Annotated in this window: 15 protein-coding genes; 4 read left to right on the top strand and 11 right to left on the bottom strand. The window is 63.6% G+C overall.

From position 1 onward, the window contains the following. Window positions 1-702 (top strand): ABC transporter ATP-binding protein, encoded by a 702-nt coding sequence (locus ACKI1H_RS28680; protein ID WP_024766892.1) that lies wholly within the window; start codon window positions 1-3, stop codon window positions 700-702. A 254-nt stretch (window positions 703-956) separates the two neighbouring features. Continuing rightward, the gene (locus ACKI1H_RS28685; RefSeq protein ID WP_440467074.1) at window positions 957-1,289 is read left to right on the top strand and encodes a hypothetical protein; all 333 of its coding nucleotides are present in this window, start codon (window positions 957-959) and stop codon (window positions 1,287-1,289) included. 53 nt (window positions 1,290-1,342) lie between these two features. Here ACKI1H_RS28685 and ACKI1H_RS28690 read toward each other — a convergent pair whose 3' ends face one another. The 5 genes from ACKI1H_RS28690 to xerD form a co-directional block, all read right to left on the bottom strand. Next, window positions 1,343-1,624, bottom strand: a complete 282-nt coding sequence (locus ACKI1H_RS28690) for a DUF3509 domain-containing protein (RefSeq protein ID WP_017522226.1) — start codon at window positions 1,622-1,624, stop codon at window positions 1,343-1,345. A gap of 169 nt (window positions 1,625-1,793) precedes the next feature. Beyond that, window positions 1,794-3,203 carry a threonine synthase gene (gene thrC, locus ACKI1H_RS28695; protein ID WP_440467075.1) on the bottom strand — a complete coding sequence of 470 codons (1,410 nt, stop codon included), beginning with the start codon at window positions 3,201-3,203 and terminating at the stop codon, window positions 1,794-1,796. A 51-nt stretch (window positions 3,204-3,254) separates the two neighbouring features. Then, window positions 3,255-4,559: a homoserine dehydrogenase gene (locus ACKI1H_RS28700; RefSeq protein ID WP_296285349.1), complete on the bottom strand. Its 1,305-nt coding sequence runs from the start codon at window positions 4,557-4,559 to the stop codon at window positions 3,255-3,257. 174 nt (window positions 4,560-4,733) lie between these two features. After that, a complete protein-coding gene (locus ACKI1H_RS28705) occupies window positions 4,734-5,462 on the bottom strand; it encodes a thioredoxin fold domain-containing protein (protein ID WP_138525061.1) in 729 nt (242 codons plus the stop codon). Between the two features lie 249 nt (window positions 5,463-5,711). Further along, window positions 5,712-6,608 (bottom strand): site-specific tyrosine recombinase XerD, encoded by an 897-nt coding sequence (gene xerD, locus ACKI1H_RS28710; RefSeq protein ID WP_440467076.1) that lies wholly within the window; start codon window positions 6,606-6,608, stop codon window positions 5,712-5,714. Window positions 6,609-6,696: 88 nt separating this feature from the next. Here xerD and ACKI1H_RS28715 point away from each other — a divergent pair, with 88 nt between their 5' ends. Together ACKI1H_RS28715 and ACKI1H_RS28720 are read left to right on the top strand one after the other, a co-directional pair. Further along, a complete protein-coding gene (locus ACKI1H_RS28715; protein ID WP_440467077.1) occupies window positions 6,697-8,541 on the top strand; it encodes a cation:proton antiporter in 1,845 nt (614 codons plus the stop codon). 98 nt (window positions 8,542-8,639) lie between these two features. Beyond that, a complete protein-coding gene (locus tag ACKI1H_RS28720) occupies window positions 8,640-9,317 on the top strand; it encodes a hypothetical protein (RefSeq protein ID WP_045210461.1) in 678 nt (225 codons plus the stop codon). A 66-nt stretch (window positions 9,318-9,383) separates the two neighbouring features. Here the strand turns inward: ACKI1H_RS28720 and ACKI1H_RS28725 are convergent, their stop codons facing one another. The 6 genes from ACKI1H_RS28725 to ffh form a co-directional block, all read right to left on the bottom strand. After that, window positions 9,384-9,797 carry an acyl-CoA thioesterase gene (locus ACKI1H_RS28725; protein WP_026079396.1) on the bottom strand — a complete coding sequence of 138 codons (414 nt, stop codon included), beginning with the start codon at window positions 9,795-9,797 and terminating at the stop codon, window positions 9,384-9,386. Between the two features lie 159 nt (window positions 9,798-9,956). Next, window positions 9,957-10,307, bottom strand: a complete 351-nt coding sequence (rplS, locus tag ACKI1H_RS28730) for a 50S ribosomal protein L19 (protein WP_017522234.1) — start codon at window positions 10,305-10,307, stop codon at window positions 9,957-9,959. A gap of 43 nt (window positions 10,308-10,350) precedes the next feature. Further along, a complete protein-coding gene (gene trmD / locus ACKI1H_RS28735; protein ID WP_024766884.1) occupies window positions 10,351-11,094 on the bottom strand; it encodes a tRNA (guanosine(37)-N1)-methyltransferase TrmD in 744 nt (247 codons plus the stop codon). Window positions 11,095-11,097: 3 nt separating this feature from the next. Continuing rightward, window positions 11,098-11,634, bottom strand: a complete 537-nt coding sequence (gene rimM / locus ACKI1H_RS28740) for a ribosome maturation factor RimM (RefSeq protein WP_045210464.1) — start codon at window positions 11,632-11,634, stop codon at window positions 11,098-11,100. Window positions 11,635-11,639: 5 nt separating this feature from the next. Continuing rightward, window positions 11,640-11,888, bottom strand: a complete 249-nt coding sequence (gene rpsP, locus ACKI1H_RS28745) for a 30S ribosomal protein S16 (RefSeq protein WP_015478455.1) — start codon at window positions 11,886-11,888, stop codon at window positions 11,640-11,642. A 144-nt stretch (window positions 11,889-12,032) separates the two neighbouring features. Further along, on the bottom strand, window positions 12,033-13,406 hold the full coding sequence (gene ffh / locus ACKI1H_RS28750; RefSeq protein WP_440467078.1) for a signal recognition particle protein: 1,374 nt from the start codon (window positions 13,404-13,406) through the stop codon (window positions 12,033-12,035). Between the last annotated feature and the right edge of the window lie 57 nt (window positions 13,407-13,463).

The raw sequence follows: 13,463 nt of genomic DNA on the forward strand, positions 1-13,463 counted from the left end.
ATGTTGAAGTTCGACAAGGTTTCCACCTTCTACGGCAAGATCCAGGCGTTGCACGACGTCAGCATGGAAGTGCAGCAGGGCGAGATCGTCACCCTGATCGGCGCCAACGGCGCCGGCAAGTCGACCCTGCTGATGACCCTGTGCGGCTCGCCGCGCGCCTCCTCCGGCAGCATCACCTACATGGGTGAAGAGCTGGTCGGCAAGGAATCCTCCGTGATCATGCGCAAGAGCATCGCCGTCGTGCCCGAAGGCCGCCGCGTGTTCGCCCGCCTGACCGTGGAGGAGAACCTCGCCATGGGCGGCTTCTTCACCAGCAAGGGTGACTACCAGGAGCAGATGGACAAGGTCCTGGCGCTCTTCCCGCGCCTGAAGGAACGCTTCAACCAGCGCGGCGGCACCATGTCCGGCGGCGAACAGCAGATGCTCGCCATCGGCCGGGCGCTGATGAGCAAGCCCAAGCTGCTGCTGCTCGACGAGCCGTCGCTGGGGCTGGCGCCGATCATCATCCAGCAGATCTTCGACATCGTCGAACAACTGCGGCAGGAAGGCGTGACCGTCTTCCTCGTCGAGCAGAACGCCAACCAGGCGCTCAAGCTCGCCGACCGCGGCTATGTACTGGAGAACGGTCGCATCGTCATGCAGGACACCGGCGCCAACCTGCTGGTGAACCCCAAGGTGCGCGACGCATACCTTGGCGGCTGATCCTTTCGCTGCGATGAGAAACGGCCCTTCGGGGCCGTTTTTCTTGGGCACGGACAAGCATGCCGTTTGTAGGAGCGAGCTTGCTCACGAACCACCTCCAACGGCGGCGCTGAAGGGAAATCCATTCGCGAGCAAGCTCGCTCCTACAATCAGCCAGCCCTCCTCCGCCGTTTCTTCCGCCTCTCCCGATTCAGCCGATAGACAGCGCTACAACGCTCACCAAGCATCGGCGGACATCCAAAGGGAGAGCCACCATGAACGCCGATCACTTCGCCGAATCCCTCACCGTGCTACGCAAGCTCGCCCAAGGCATCGATCCACGCCACGACGCGCCACTGGCGGTCGATGACCCCTGCCAGACACCGGAAGTCATCCGCGCCCTCTTCCATGCCATCCGCGCCCTCGAAACGCCCGTTCCCAGGCCTCGTACGCTGCCTCAACAGGCGGGCAAACCCTGGCAGCCGGAAGAGGAGCAGGCACTGTTGCAACGCTTCGTGGCCGGCGAGTCCATCACCGCCATTGCCCGCGAACACGGCCGCTCCACCGGCGGCATCCGCTCGCGCCTGAAGTACCTGGGCAAGTTGTAGAGCCCGGAAACGAAAACGCCGCCCAGTGGGCGGCGCTTTCCTTGCAAGGTCGATCAGGTGCCGTAGCTCAGCACCTGAGCACGCTGGCGCAACTGGGAAACGACATCGTCCTCCATGCGGCCTTCGGAGATCAGCAGGTCGCGGCGGATGGTCTGCACCGCCTCCTCACTCTGCCCATGGTCAGCCAGGTGCTGGCCTTCGATAACGCGCCGCAGCACCACGTCTCCATCGTCGTTGGTGAGAGTCAGAATACGGCCACCGTCGGGGCGTGCCGGGCCCAGGGAGGGAGCGTAGGGAGCGAAGGTCTCGGTCAGCAGGGCGCTCAGCCGGTCCATGCGTATCTCCTTGTTGCGAAATGAAAAACACAGGGAAAAGACCGCACGATCGGCGATAAAGTTCGCCGGTTTCAGTACCGTTGGTCATGACGCGATGTTTCACACCCCTGAATCTCGGGCATGAAAAAGCCCGCCAAGAGGCGGGCTTGTTCGGACAGCTGAGCGCGCCTCAGAGCGGTTTGCCGCGGTTGCCGTGGGCGCTGACGAAGGCCTGGACCTTGGCCAGTTCGTTGGGCAGCACCGTGCAACGCTCTTCACGCTGGAACAGGTCGGTCAGGTGCGCCGGCAGTGCCGGAACGGCCTCGATACCCGCCTTCTCCACGGCTTCCGGGAACTTGACCGGATGCGCAGTACCCAGGGTGACCATGGGCACGGACAGGCTGCGGCGGCACTCGCGAGCGGCGCGCACGCCGATGGCGGTGTGTGGGTCCAGCAGCTCGCCCGACTCGGCGAAGACCTGAGCGATGGTCTCGCAGGTTTCCTCGTCGCTCACCGCCAGGGAATCGAACAGGCGGCGGGCTTCGGTCCAGCGGTCATCCTCGACAGCCAGCTTGCCGGTGGCCTTGAAGTTGTCCATCAGCTCGGCGACGGCCTTGCCGTTGCGGCCATGCAGGTCGAACAGCAGGCGCTCGAAGTTGGACGAAACCATGATGTCCATGGACGGCGACAGCGATGCGTGCAGGGTGTCCTTGTCGTAGCGATTGCCGGACATGAAGCGGTGCAGGATGTCGTTGCGGTTGGTTGCGACGATCAGTTGGCTGACCGGCAGACCCATGTTGCGCGCCAGGTAGCCGGCGAAGATGTCGCCGAAGTTGCCGGTGGGCACCGAGAAGGCCACGGAACGGGCCGGTGCGCCGAGCTGCAGGGCGGCGTGGAAGTAGTAGACGATCTGGGCCATGATCCGCGCCCAGTTGATCGAGTTCACCGCCACCAGGCGAGTACCCTTCAGGAAGCCCTGGTCAGCGAAGCTGGCCTTGACCATCTCCTGGCAGTCGTCGAAGTTGCCTTCGATGGCGATGTTGTGGATGTTCTCGCCGAGGATGGTGGTCATCTGACGGCGCTGCACCTCGGACACACGGTTGTGCGGGTGCATGATGAAGATGTCGACGTTCTCGCAGGCCTTGCAGCCTTCGATGGCGGCCGAACCGGTGTCGCCGGAGGTGGCGCCCATGATCACCACGCGCTCGCCGCGCTTGGTCAGCACGTGGTCGAGCAGGCGGCCGAGCAGTTGCAGGGCGAAGTCCTTGAAGGCCAGGGTCGGGCCGTGGAACAGCTCCAGCACCCACTCATTGCCGTTGAGCTGACGCAGCGGCGCCACGGCGTTGTGGGCGAAGACACCGTAGGTCTCCTCGAGGATCTTCTTGAAGTCGGCGTCGGAGATGCTGCCGGCAACGAACGGGCGCATCACGCGGAAGGCCAGCTCGTGGTACGGCAGGCCGGCCCAGGAGGCGATCTCCTCGAGGGTGAAGCGCGGCAGGTTTTCCGGCACGTAGAGGCCGCCGTCACTGGCCAGGCCAGCCAGCAACACGTCTTCGAAGTTCAGCGCGGGCGCCTGGCCGCGGGTACTGATGTAACGCATGGTGTGAAACCTTCGGGTTGGCGGCGGCGCGCAGGCGCCGCCGCGTTCGATTCAGTTCAGTTGTTCGACGCGGATGCGTACGACATTGCCGACGACGTCATCCAGCGCTTCCAGCGCGGCGATGGCTTCGATGATGCGGGACTCGAGCACGCGGTGGGTAACCAGGATCATCGGCACCAGACCGTCATGCTCTTCGACTTCCATCTGCATGATCGATTCGATGTTGATGCCGCGCTCGGAGAGGATGGTCGCCACCTGGGCCAGTACGCCCGGGTGGTCCTTGGCCTGGATGCGCAGGTAGTAGGCGCTTTCGCAGGCGTCGATCGGCAGGATCGGGTGGTCGGAGAGCGAGTCCGGCTGGAAGGCCAGGTGCGGCACGCGGTTCTCCGGGTCGGCAGTCATGGCGCGAACCACGTCCACCAGGTCGGCGACCACCGAGGAAGCGGTGGGCTCCATGCCAGCGCCAGCGCCGTAGAACAGCGTGGAACCGGCGGCATCGCCGTTGACCATGACCGCGTTCATCACGCCGTTCACATTGGCGATCAGGCGGTCGGCCGGGATCAGGGTTGGGTGGACGCGCAGCTCGATACCCTTGTCGGTACGGCGGGCGACACCCAGGTGCTTGATGCGGTAGCCCAGCGCCTCGGCGTAGTTCACGTCCGCAGTGGTCAGCTGGGTGATGCCTTCGGTGTAGGCCTTGTCGAACTGCAGCGGGATGCCGAAGGCGATGGACGCCAGGATGGTCAGTTTGTGCGCGGCGTCGATGCCCTCGACATCGAAGGTCGGATCGGCCTCGGCATAACCCAGCGCCTGGGCCTCCTTGAGCACGTCGGCAAAGGCACGGCCCTTCTCACGCATTTCAGTGAGGATGAAGTTGCCGGTGCCGTTGATGATGCCGGCCAGCCAGTTGATGCGGTTGGCAGCCAGGCCCTCGCGGATCGCCTTGATCACCGGGATGCCACCGGCCACGGCGGCTTCGAAGGCGACGATGACGCCCTTCTCGCGGGCCTTGGCGAAGATCTCGTTGCCGTGTACGGCGATCAGCGCCTTGTTGGCGGTGACCACGTGCTTGCCGTTTTCGATGGCCTTGAGCACCAGTTCGTGGGCCAGGGTGTAGCCGCCGATCAGTTCGATGACCACGTCGATTTCCGGGTTGTTCGCCACGTCGAAGATGTCGGCAGTAATGGGGGTACTGCCGGTTTCACACTTCGGATTGGGGCGACGGGCGGCAATCTGCGCAACCTCGATACCACGCCCGGCACGGCGGGCAATCTCCTCGGCGTTGCGTTTGAGTACATTGAAGGTACCGCCACCGACGGTCCCCAACCCACAGATTCCCACTTTCACCGGATTCACGCTGAAACTCCCCATGATTACAGCATCGGGGCGCCTGAGACGCCGATGCCCGCAACGAAGCGGGCATGGGGGCAGGCACCATGTCAGAACAGGCGGACTGCCTGTTCCCTAGTCAAAAGGAACCGAACATTACGAAGCGGTTCCGCATTAGTCAATCAGAGCGCAAGCCGCGGCTTACTTGGCTTCCAGCGCCAGCTTGGCGATCTGGCCGGCTGGCTGGTAGCCCGGCAGCATGGTGCCGTCGGCGAGGATCACTGCCGGGGTGCCTTGCACACCGACCATCTGGCCCAGGGCGAACTGCGCATCCACCGGGTTCTCGCACTTGGCGGCCTTCACTTCCTTCTCATGGAACATGTCGGTCATCGCCGCCTGGCGGTCCTTGGAGCACCACACGGCCTGCAGCTGCTGGTCGCCCGGCGAGTTCGGGCCCTGGCGCGGGAAGGCCAGGTAGCGCACTTCGATGCCGCGCTTCTGCAGCTCCGGCACTTCAGCGTGCATTTTCTGGCAATAGGGGCAAGTCGTGTCGGTGAAGACGGTGATGTGCGCCTTGGTCTCGCCCTTGGCCGGGAACACCACCATATCCTTGGCGGGAATGGCATTGATGGTCTTGGCCACACCGGCGCTCTCGGCCTTCTCGGTCAGGTTGGTCGGCTTGCCGTCTTTTACCTGATAGATGTTGCCCTGCACGACGAACTGGCCGTCAGCGCTGGCGTAGAGGATGCGACCGCCCTTGAGCTGCACCTGGTAGATGCCTTCCAGGGGACCCTTTGAGATGTTCTCGATGGGCAGGTCAGGCTGCAGGGACTGCAGGGTGGTGCGGATCGCCTGGTCCGGCTCGGCGGCCAGGGCGAAGGTGCTGGCGAGGCCAAGGGCCATACCAGCCAGAAGTCGAGACAAACGCATGGAAAACTCCTGATGTCAGTCGGCGAAGACTACCACACCGGGCCGGCAAGACGGAGCCAAAGGCTGTAGCCGGAAGCTTCCAGGTATTTTCCTGCGTCTGTGGCTTTGCTGTAGGAGCGAGCTTGCTCGCGAAGCGCTTGATGCCTCGTCGCCCAAGCCGGTTCGCGAGCAAGCTCGCTCCTACAAGATCACGCTGAACACTGGCGTGAAGCCGCACAATTCGAAGGATGTCTAGCGGCGCAGCGAAGCTCACCCACGCGGGTGGTGCTGGGCATGCAGGTCCTGCAGGCGGGCACGGGCGATATGCGTGTAGATCTGCGTGGTAGAGAGATCGCTGTGCCCAAGCAGCATCTGCACCACGCGCAGGTCAGCGCCGTGGTTGAGCAGATGGGTGGCGAAGGCGTGGCGCAAAGTGTGCGGCGACAGGCTCTTGCCGATGCCGGCGACCTTCGCATGAAGCTTGATGCGGTGCCAGAAGGTCTGGCGGGTCATCTGCTCGCCACGCAGACTCGGGAACAGTACGTCACTGGGGCGGCCAGCCAGCAAGTCGCCCCGCGCCTCGCGCACGTAGCGCTCGATCCAGCGGATCGCCTCCTCGCCCAGCGGCACCAGGCGCTCCTTGCTGCCCTTGCCGAGCACGCGCACCACGCCCTGACGCAGGTTCACCTGCTCCAGGGTCAGGCCGACCAGCTCGCTCACGCGCAACCCGCAGGCATAGAGCACCTCCAGCATGGTGCGGTCACGCAGGCCAAGCGGATCATCCGTTTCTGGCGCCGCCAACAGCGCTTCCACATCCGACTCGGAAAGCGACTTGGGCAGCGGCTTGCCCAATTGCGGCAACTCCACCAGCAAGGTCGGGTCTTCGGCAATCAGGCCTTCGCGCAGACAGTAGCGGTAGAAGCCCCGCAGTCCGGAAAGGAATCGCGCCGTGGAGCGGGCCTTGTAGCCTTCGCCCAGGCGCCAGGCGAGGTGGTCAAGAATCACATCGCGACCTGCCGCCTCCAGCGCCACGCCGCGTGGGTCCAGCCAGCCGTTGAACAGGGCGAGATCGCTGCCGTAGGCACTGCGCGTATTGTCGGACAGGCCCTTTTCCAGCCAGAGGGCATCGAGAAAGCGATCGATCAGGAAATGCGGAACCGGAGTCATCTGTAGCCATGGCAAAGGACAATGTGTCGCCAGTAGTCTTTCATAGACACCATCCCCTCACCACTCCTGCACAACCTCCGGACGGTCCATGGACGAACACAGTACCTACTACGCCTTCGCCGGCATCGGCATCGCCGCACTCCTCAGCCAATGGCTGGCCTGGCGCCTGCGTCTGCCGGCGATTCTCTTCCTGCTGTTGAGCGGCATCCTGGTCGGCCCGGTCCTGCACGTACTGTCACCCGAAGCCCTGTTCGGCCCACTGCTGTTCCCCGTGGTCTCCCTGGCGGTGGCACTGGTGCTGTTCGAGGGCAGCCTGACGCTGCACCTGGACGAGTGGAAGGAAATCGGCACCGTGGTACGCCGCATGGTGACCATTGGCGCCCTGGTCACCTGGGGTGTGATCGCCCTGGCGACCCACTACCTGCTGGACTTCACCTGGGAAATGGCGCTGCTGTTCGGCACCCTGACCCTGGTCACCGGCCCCACGGTGATCGTGCCGATGCTGCGCGTGGTACGCCCCAACGCCACCATCGCCAACATCCTGCGCTGGGAAGGCATCGTCATCGACCCCATCGGCGCCATCCTCGCCGTGGTGGTCTACACCTTCATCGCCGCCAGCGACGCAGGCTCGGGCTGGACGGACAGCCTGCTGACCTTCATCAGCGTAATCGGCTGCGGCACCCTCTTCGGCCTGGTCGGCGGCCAGGCGCTGGGGGTCGCGCTGCGCCGCCACTGGCTGCCGGACTACCTGCACAACCTGGCCTCCCTGTCGGTTGTCCTCGGCGTATTCGTGCTATCCAACACCGTGATGTCCGAGTCAGGCCTGCTCGCCGTCACGGTGATGGGCCTGCGCATGGCCAATATGCAGGGCGTCGATGTGCGGCACATCCTGCACTTCAAGGAGAACCTCAGCGTCCTGCTGATTTCCGGCCTGTTCGTGCTGCTTGCCGCGCGCCTGGACTTACCGGCCCTGCTCGGCCTGGGGCCGATCGCCCTGCTGGTATTGGCACTGATCCAGTTCGTCGCGCGGCCACTGAACGTCGCGATTGCCACCGCCGGCTCCTCGCTCAACTGGCGCGAACGGGCGCTGCTGAGCTGGATCGCGCCACGGGGCATCGTTGCCGCGGCGGTCTCGGCGATCTTCGCCATCCGCCTGCAGGAAGCCGGCCATGCCCAGGCCGGCGTACTCGTGCCACTGACCTTCCTGGTAATCATCGGCACCGTGATCCTGCAGAGCGCCACGGCGCGGCCGCTGGCGCGCCTGCTGAAGGTGGCCGAGCCGGTACCTACCGGCTTCCTGATCATCGGCGCCAACCCGGTAGCCCGCGCCATCGGCACCGGCCTGCAGAACGCCGGAGTGGAGGTATTGCTCACCGATTCGAGCTGGGAGAACACCCGCGCCGCGCGCATGGACAATCTGCCCACCTACTTCGGCAACCCGGCCTCACAGCACGCCGAGGCGCACCTGGATCTGATCGGCCTGGGACGCCTGCTGGCCCTGTCGCCCAACGCCGAACTGAACGCACTGATGTGCATGAGCTTCCGCCACGAGTTCAATCCCCGCCAGCGCTTCATCCTGCCCAGCAGCCAGGACAGCCGCCGCAGCGAGAAGCATCGGGTCAGCGACCGTCATCGCGGCCGCCCGCTGGGCCAGTCGCCGATCACCTATCCGCAGATGGCCGGGCTGATCGCACGCGGCGCTGAGATCCGCTCGACACTGCTCAGCGAGAACTTCGGTTGGGAGGACTACCAGGCCCTGCACGAAGGCCGAGCGCTACTGCTGTTCGCCAAGGACCCGAACGGCCGCCTGCGTGTCGCGACCCCCGAACGCCCACTGGCGCCTGACACGGGCTGGACGGTGATTTCGCTCATCGAGGAAGCCCCGGCAAACGCGGCGAGTACGAACGAAACGGCGCGGGCCGCAACAACCTGACGACCGGCCATGTCTGCCTATCTTAAGACTGGTGACAGAATGTGTCTGAAAGACAATGATTGCATCACGCCATCATTGCGCCCCACGAAGCCCACGCCATGCCTAGTCAACAGAACTCCCGCCTCGGCCAGATCCTTGTCAGCAAGGGCCTGATCACTTCCCACCAGCTGGACAAGGCCATCCAGCTCCAGCTCACCAACGGACTGCGTCTGGGCGAAACCCTGATCCAGCAGGGCTGGATCAGCGAGCGCCAACTCGGCCGCGCGCTGAAGAAGCAGAACAACCTGCGCCTCGCGGCAACACTGGTCGCCGCCCTGCTCAGCCCGTTCCAACTGGCCAGCGCCGACGTGCAGCGCCAGGCGCCGACGAGCATCACCCGCCACGAAGCGCCAAAGGGTTTGAAGCCGCTGAGCGACCGCGAGATGAGCGACGTCAGCGCCCAGGGTTTCGATGACACCCTGCAGAGCCTGCTGGTCAGCGCCGAGAGCGGCGATGGCGTTGGCGCCATCAAGCAACTGTCGCGACTGGTGATGCCGGTGGTCGACAGCCTCGATGCCGAGACCTCGTTGCATGACGTGCAGTACGACACCGCGCACGCCTCCTCGTCCCTGAACCCGGATGGCTCGATCAACGTGCGCCTGCCCAGCTCCATCGGCGAGGTACGCTTCGACAACATTCGCGTCGCCGGAGCGCCCAAGACACAGAGCATGGGCAGCCTCAGCCTGCAGAACATCGACCTGTCCCAGGCGTCGCTGAAGATCAGCCTGCGCCATTGAGGCGTTCTCCTACAGAAAGCAGACAGGCGTGAAGCAAGAAGGCGCCCACGGGCGCCTTCTTGCGTTTCAGGCCTCGAAGCCGGGCAGGACCGGCACAGGGCGCTTCTCGTCATCGATGGCGACGAAGCTGAACAGCCCGTGGATGGCCTTCTCTCGGCCGTCGGCAGACATGCTCTCGACGAACACTTCCACCTCGACCTTGAGGCTGGTGTTGCCGACCTTCACCACCCGGCCGATCAGCTCGACGATGGAACCCGCGGGAATCGGGTGCTTGAAGTCGATGCGGTCGGTGGACACGGTCACCAGCGGCAGACGGCAGAATCGCGTCGCGGCGATGAACGAAACTTCGTCCATCCAGGCCAGCGCGGTACCGCCGAACAGGGTGTTGTGATGATTGGTGGTCGGCGGAAAGATCGCCTTGGTCACGCGGGTTTCGGAAAGCTCCGTGCGGCGGAGGATTTCCTGCTCTCTGGGGCTCATGCCCCTGCTACCTGATGCAATGAGGGTGGCTGCCGGTGCTGCGGGTGTTGTACTTCTAATGCGCTGCCGGGGCAGATAAAGGCGCCGGACCAACGGTCAAAAACGCCAGGCAAGAAAAAAGCAGCCCGTGGGCTGCTTTTTTCGGGAACAACCGGCGGATTAGGCCAGTTTTTCCTTGATACGAGCTGCCTTGCCGGACAGTTCGCGGAGGTAGTACAGCTTGGCCTTGCGCACGTCGCCGCGACGCTTGACGCTGATGCTGTCAACCAGCGGGCTGTAGGTCTGGAAGGTACGCTCTACGCCTACGCCGTTGGAGATCTTGCGAACGGTGAAAGCACTGTTCAGGCCGCGGTTACGCTTGCCGATGACAACGCCTTCGAAGGCCTGCAGACGCTGACGGTCGCCTTCCTTCACTTTAACCTGGACGATTACGGTGTCGCCGGGGGCGAACGCCGGAATCTCTTTGCTCATCTGTTCAGCTTCGATCTGCTGAATGATCTTGTTGGTCATTTCGTGCTCCTAAGACAAGCGCTCGGCGCTCGCCATCGATACGTTAACTATCGTTCCGCTGGCGGATGTATTCCTCCAGCAGCTTTTTCTCTTCTCCAGAAAGCGAGCGGCAATCCAGAAGATCGGCACGTCGTTCCCAGGTCCTGCCTAAGGACTGCTGCAAACGCCAGCGCCGGATGTGTTCGTGGTTGCCGCTGAGCAGCACCTCAGGAACACGTTTGTCTGCGTACACCTCAGGTCGGGTGTAGTGCGGACAGTCGAGCAGGCCATCCGTGAAGGAGTCCTCCTCGGCGGAGTCCACGTGGCCCAGTGCACCGGGCAACAACCGCGTGACCGCGTCAATCAGCACCATGGCCGGAAGCTCACCCCCGGACAGGACATAATCGCCAACTGACCATTCCTCATCGACATGCTCTTCAATGAAGCGCTCGTCGATGCCTTCGTAACGCCCGGCGATCAGGATCAAACGTTCCTCATTCGCCAGTTCTTTCACGGCCGCCTGCGTCAGCTTGCGACCTTGCGGTGAGAGGTAGATCACCTTCACCGGTCCGCCTGCAGCTTGCCGGGCATCGCCCAGTGCGCCTTCGAGCGGCTTGATTTTCATCACCATGCCGGGACCACCGCCGAAAGGCCGGTCGTCCACCGTCTGGTGACGGTCCTCGGTGTTGCTTCGCGGGTTGAAGCACTGAAGCTGGATCAGCTCCTGCTTGACCGCGCGACTCGTGATGCCATAGTCACTGATGGCGCGAAACATCTCCGGAAAGATGCTAATGACTCCAATCCACATGGGTTAGAAGTCCGCGTCCCAGTCCACCCGCATCTCGCCGGCTTCCAGGTCTACCGATTGCACGCACTGATCCGTATACGGGAGCAGGCGTTCACGGTCGTCCAGGCTGCCTGCGCAGGGCTTGACTACCATCACATCGTTGGCGCCGGTCTCCAGCATGTGGTCGAGAATCCCGAACAGTTGCCCGTTCTGGTCGATCACCTTGAGACCTTCCAACTGGCTCCAGTAGAACTCGCCATCGTCAAGCACCGGCAGCTCGCTGCGCGGGACCAGGATTTCGAATTCAGCGAAGGTGCGGGCGATCTCGCGATCATCCAGTCCCTTCAGCTTCGCGACCAGGACGTTGCCCTGCACGCGACCTTGAACCAGCTCAGCCTGTCGAACCTCGTTGCCACGCTTGAGCGTCCAGCGACGGTAGTCCAGCAGGTTGTCCAACGGATCGGTAAAGGAATACACCTTCACCTCACCACGAATACCGTGCACCGATACGATCTTGCCGAGAACAACCATCTCCTCGGCGGGAGCAGGATTCGTGTTCATCGATCTCAGGCAGCCTTGGCGGCTTCCTTGATCAGCTGAGCAACACGCTCAGACGGTTGAGCGCCTTGGCTCAGCCAGTAGTTCAGACGCTCCTGGTTGATCGAGACCTTGACCTCGGCACCAGTTGCAACAGGGTTGAAGAAGCCGACGCGCTCGACGAAACGGCCGTCACGAGCGTTGCGGCTGTTGGTCACGGTCAGGTGATAGAACGGGCGCTTCTTGGAGCCGCCACGAGCCAGACGAATGGTTACCATGCGTACGTTGTTCCTATGGTTTGCTTGCAAAAAAGAAATGCAGCCCTCGGGCACAGAGCCCGAAAGGCCGCATATTCTATGAGCTAAAGCCCCGCGCCGCAAGCCGCAGCGCGTCCGGCCCGCCGGGCGGCGAGCCGTCTGGGGTCACATCTTGGGCATGCCGCCGGGGAACATGCTGCCCATGCCGCGCATCATCTTCGCCATGCCACCCTTGGCGGTGACCTTCTTCATCACCTTCTGCATCTGCTTGTGCTGCTTGATGAGACGGCCGACGTCCTGCACCTGCGTACCGGAACCCAGGGCGATGCGGCGCTTGCGCGAACCGCTGATCACTTCCGGATCGCGGCGCTCGGCCGGGGTCATGGAGTTGATGATCGCCTCCATCTGCTTGAACTGCTTCTCCGCCGCGTTCTGCGCGCTACCCATCTGCGACAGGTTGACGCCGCCGAGCATCGGCAGCTTGTCCATCAGGCTGCCCAGGCCGCCCATGTTCTTCATCTGTTGCAGCTGATCGCGGAAGTCTTCCAGGTCGAAGCCCTTGCCCTTCTTGATCTTCTTCGCGAGTTTCTCGGCCTTCTCGCGGTCCATGCTCTGCTCGGCCTGCTCGATCAGGCTGAGCACGTCGCCCATGCCGAGGATGCGCGAGGCCACGCGGTCGGGGTGGAACGGGTCGAGCGCTTCGCTCTTCTCGCCCATGCCGAGGAACTTGATCGGCTTGCCGGTGATGGCGCGCACCGAGAGTGCGGCACCGCCACGGGCGTCGCCATCGACCTTGGTCAGCACCACGCCGGTGAGCGGCAGTGCGTCATTGAAGGCCTTGGCGGTATTGGCGGCGTCCTGGCCGGTCATGGCGTCGACCACGAACAGGGTTTCCACCGGCTTGATCGCCGCGTGGACCTGCTTGATCTCGTCCATCATGTCGGCGTCGATGTGCAGACGACCGGCGGTATCGACGATCACCACATCGATGAACTTCAGCTTGGCCTCGCGGATCGCGGCTTCTGCGATGGCGACCGGCTTCTGGCTGGTATCGGACGGGAAGAAGGTCACGTCCAGGTCGTTGGCCAGGGTTTCCAGCTGCTTGATCGCTGCCGGGCGGTAGACGTCGGCGGACACCAGCAGCACGGACTTCTTCTTGCGCTCTTTAAGGAAGCGCGCCAGCTTGCCGGCGGTAGTGGTCTTGCCCGCGCCCTGCAGGCCGGCCATCAGGATGACCGCCGGCGGAGCGGCGTTGAGGTCGAGGTCCTCGTTGGCCGCGCCCATCAGCTCGACCAGTTCGGCCTGGACGATCTTCACGAAGGCCTGGCCCGGGGTCAGGCTCTTGGAAACTTCAGTGCCGACCGCGCGATCCTTGATCTTGGCGACGAAGTCCTTGACCACCGGCAGGGCCACGTCGGCCTCCAGCAGGGCCATCCGCACTTCGCGGAGCGTGTCCTTGATGTTGTCCTCGGTCAGCTTGGCCTTGCCGGTGACGTGGCGCAGCGTTTGCGAGAGGCGATCTGTAAGGTTTTCGAACATGCGCGTTCCTAATCAGCCCGGTCGGGCCTGGGTTTGGCTTGTCAGCAAGCCGCCGAT

Origin of the sequence: Pseudomonas sp. YH-1 (genome assembly GCF_051990045.1) — a bacterium.
Taxonomy (GTDB): Bacteria; Pseudomonadota; Gammaproteobacteria; order Pseudomonadales; family Pseudomonadaceae; genus Pseudomonas; species Pseudomonas nicosulfuronedens.

Excerpts from the sequence above, each read along its gene's own strand:
- ACKI1H_RS28715 (WP_440467077.1), top strand. The coding sequence starts at position 6,697 with ATGGACGAACACAGTACCTACTACGCCTTCGCCGGCATCGGCATCGCC.
- ACKI1H_RS28725 (WP_026079396.1), bottom strand. The coding sequence starts at position 9,797 with ATGAGCCCCAGAGAGCAGGAAATCCTCCGCCGCACGGAGCTTTCCGAA.
- ACKI1H_RS28720 (WP_045210461.1), top strand. The coding sequence starts at position 8,640 with ATGCCTAGTCAACAGAACTCCCGCCTCGGCCAGATCCTTGTCAGCAAG.
- ACKI1H_RS28705 (WP_138525061.1), bottom strand. The coding sequence starts at position 5,462 with ATGCGTTTGTCTCGACTTCTGGCTGGTATGGCCCTTGGCCTCGCCAGC.
- xerD (WP_440467076.1), bottom strand. The coding sequence starts at position 6,608 with ATGACTCCGGTTCCGCATTTCCTGATCGATCGCTTTCTCGATGCCCTC.
- rplS (WP_017522234.1), bottom strand. The coding sequence starts at position 10,307 with ATGACCAACAAGATCATTCAGCAGATCGAAGCTGAACAGATGAGCAAA.
- rpsP (WP_015478455.1), bottom strand. The coding sequence starts at position 11,888 with ATGGTAACCATTCGTCTGGCTCGTGGCGGCTCCAAGAAGCGCCCGTTC.
- thrC (WP_440467075.1), bottom strand. The coding sequence starts at position 3,203 with ATGCGTTACATCAGTACCCGCGGCCAGGCGCCCGCGCTGAACTTCGAA.
- ACKI1H_RS28690 (WP_017522226.1), bottom strand. The coding sequence starts at position 1,624 with ATGGACCGGCTGAGCGCCCTGCTGACCGAGACCTTCGCTCCCTACGCT.
- ACKI1H_RS28680 (WP_024766892.1), top strand. The coding sequence starts at position 1 with ATGTTGAAGTTCGACAAGGTTTCCACCTTCTACGGCAAGATCCAGGCG.
- rimM (WP_045210464.1), bottom strand. The coding sequence starts at position 11,634 with ATGAACACGAATCCTGCTCCCGCCGAGGAGATGGTTGTTCTCGGCAAG.
- ACKI1H_RS28685 (WP_440467074.1), top strand. The coding sequence starts at position 957 with ATGAACGCCGATCACTTCGCCGAATCCCTCACCGTGCTACGCAAGCTC.
- ffh (WP_440467078.1), bottom strand. The coding sequence starts at position 13,406 with ATGTTCGAAAACCTTACAGATCGCCTCTCGCAAACGCTGCGCCACGTC.
- trmD (WP_024766884.1), bottom strand. The coding sequence starts at position 11,094 with ATGTGGATTGGAGTCATTAGCATCTTTCCGGAGATGTTTCGCGCCATC.